The sequence below is a fragment of the Kribbella turkmenica genome (genome assembly GCF_004348725.1).
Lineage (GTDB): Bacteria > Actinomycetota > Actinomycetes > Propionibacteriales > Kribbellaceae > Kribbella > Kribbella turkmenica.
The window spans coordinates 1-2,692 of record NZ_SMKR01000306.1; the positions used below are offsets into that span (position 1 = coordinate 1).

Genomic DNA, 2,692 nt, shown 5'->3' on the forward strand with positions numbered 1-2,692 from the left:
GCAGCGGCTGGATCGGCGGCGACGCCGAGGGCTGGGAACGCGGGCCGTACTGGCTCGACGGGATCACCGGGATCGCCTACCTCCTTGACGACGACCGGCTGAAGGCCAAGGTCCGGCGGTGGGTGGACCACATCCTGGAGCACCAGCACGCGGATGGGTGGTTCGGGCCGCGTTCCGGTGAGGCGACGTACGGGGACCATGACGTCTGGCCGCGGATCATCGTGCTGAAGGCTCTGCTCCAGCACCTCGACGCGACCGGTGACGAGCGGGTGGTCCAGGCCGCAGTACGGTTCCTGCGGCTGCTCGACGTACTGCTCGACGAGTGGCCGCTACAGGAGTGGGCGCGGTCGCGGTGGACCGATGTCGTCTGGGTGATCCACCAGGTGCACGACCTCACCGGCGAGGACTGGCTGCTGCCGCTGGCGGCGAAGTGCAGAGCGCAGGGCTTCGACTGGTTCGGGTTCGCCGACGACCTGCCGTTCCGGGACAAGGTGACGGAGGCAACGCTGCTCGCGCTCAAGGAGCAGCACGACGGCGTCTGGATGAACGACGTCTACCTGTCGTCGCACGGCGTCAACGTGGCAATGGGGCTGAAGGCGATGCCGGTCTGGTGGCGGCACTCCGGCGACGACCAGCAGACCCGGCTGCTGCGGATGATCTTGGCGCTGGAGGAGTATCACGGCCAGCCGAGCGGACTGTTCAGCTGCGACGAGCACCTGGCCGGCCGGCATCCGAGCCAGGGCACCGAGACCTGCACGGTGGTCGAGCAGCTCGCGTCCCTCGAGGTCGCCCTCGAGTCCTGGGGCGCGGTCGAGCCGATCGCGGCGCTGGTGGAACGGCTCGCTTTCAACGCCCTGCCCGCGACTACGTCGGCCGACGAGTGGGCCCACCAGTACGTCCAGCAGGCCAACCAGGTCGTCTGCCACGTCACCGACGACCGCGTGTACACGAACAACGGACCCGACGCGAACGTCTTCGGTCTCGAACCGCACTTCGGCTGCTGCACGGCCAACCGTCACCAGGGCTGGCCGCGCTTCACCACCCACCTCTGGATGCGATCCGACGACGGCGCCCTGACCGCGCTCTCCTACGCGCCCTGCTCGTTCTCGTACGACGGTCTGGCGGTCGACGTCTCCTCGTCGTACCCCTTCGAGGACGACGTGGAGATCAGCGTCCGTGGGTCGGGCCGATTGCGGCTGCGCATCCCGGGCTGGGCGGTGGACGCCACCTTGGCCACTGACGACGAGGTTCCGGTCGCGCTCCCGCCCGGAGCCGTGCACGAGGTCGTCGTCTCGGGGGATCACACTCTGCGGCTTCACCTCGGAGCCGACGTCACGGCGGTTTCCCGACCGGCGGGCGCTGTTGCCTTTGAACGCGGTCCACTCGTGTTCTCGCTGGCCGTGCCGCAGAAGTGGACCAAGATCGGCGGCGAGGAGCCGCACGCCACCTACGAGGTCCACCCGACCGCTCCCTGGAACTACGCCGTCGACCTGTCGGGCAGCCGCGTGGTGCGCGAGCACCTCAACGGGCACCCGTTCACGGAGTCGCCGATCCGGCTCCGCGTCAACGGCCGCCTGGTGCCGGACTGGACACTCGAGCACGGCGCTGCTGCCGCACCCCCGCCCAGCCCGGTCACCACGACCGGTCCGTCCGAGGAACTGACCTTCGTCCCCTACGGCACGGCGAAGCTCCGCGTCACCGAACTTCCGACGACGCACTGAGCCGGTCAGAGCTCGTCGACGACCGTGATCTCGTCGACGACGGCAGACCCCTCCCGGACCAGCTCGAACGCCTGCTTCACCTCTGGGATCGTCGGCACGAGTTCACGGACCGCCTTCAGCGTGTCCGCGGAGTCCCAGCGCCACACGCCGACCCACTGGCCGTCGTCAAGCTGACCGAGACGCGCCTCCGTCAGGCCCGGCCGCGCTGCCCGGACCGCCCCGACCAGCGCGGTATGCCGGTCGCGCACCTCGTCGGCCGTCACCGTGTCGACCGCCTCGAACCGCGTCACCGCGATGAGAGTCATGACCAGAACCTTTCACTAGAGTTAGTGTATAGCGAGTGAATCTAGAGATAGACTCTAGTCATGACCCCTGTCAAGCGGATCAACAAGCGCACGGAGAAGGCACAGGAGACGCGGCGCCGGATCATCCAGGCCGCGACCGAGCTGTTCGTCGAGGACGGCTACGGCGCGACCAACCTCCAGGACGTCGCGGACAAGGCCGGCGTCGCCGTCCAGACGATCTACTTCGTCTTCGGCAACAAGCGCGCGCTGCTCAAGGAATTGGTGGACGTCACCATCGCCGGTGACAGCGAGCCCGTCGCCACCATGGACCGGCCGTGGTTCACCGAGGCAGTCGCCGCGGATACGGCCGAGGAGCTGCTCAGCCGCTTCGTCCCGGGGTCGAGCGCGGTTCTGGAGCGGATCTCCCCGATCATGCGCGTCCTCGAGGCCGCCGTCGCCAACGACCCCGAGGTCTCCACTCTCTGGCCGCAGGACGAGGACATGCGGTACGTCGTCCAGCGCGCGGCCGCCGCGGCGCTCGTCACCAAGCCGGGCGCGCGCCAAGGCCTGACCACCCAGGAGGCGGCCGACATTCTGTACGCGATCCTCAGTCCAGAGCTCTACCTGCTGCTCGTCCGCAACCGCAGCTGGTCGCACGACAGCTGGGTCCGATGGGCCACCGGGACC

3 protein-coding genes are annotated in these 2,692 nt (G+C 68.8%); 2 read left to right on the forward strand and 1 reads right to left on the reverse strand.

Translation table 11 applies throughout. The features are described 5' to 3' along the window. Positions 1-1,721: beta-L-arabinofuranosidase domain-containing protein (locus E1218_RS35370; RefSeq protein ID WP_132327388.1), on the forward strand; the 1,721-nt coding region annotated here is incomplete at its 5' end. A 5-nt stretch (positions 1,722-1,726) separates the two neighbouring features. Here the strand turns inward: E1218_RS35370 and E1218_RS35375 are convergent. Continuing rightward, the gene (locus E1218_RS35375) at positions 1,727-2,026 is read right to left on the reverse strand and encodes a hypothetical protein (protein ID WP_132327389.1); all 300 of its coding nucleotides are present in this window, start codon (positions 2,024-2,026) and stop codon (positions 1,727-1,729) included. 60 nt (positions 2,027-2,086) lie between these two features. On the opposite strand from E1218_RS35375, the gene E1218_RS35380 reads away from it, so the two are divergent. Continuing rightward, a partial coding sequence (locus E1218_RS35380) for a TetR/AcrR family transcriptional regulator (protein WP_132327390.1) occupies positions 2,087-2,692 on the forward strand: 606 nt, incomplete at its 3' end.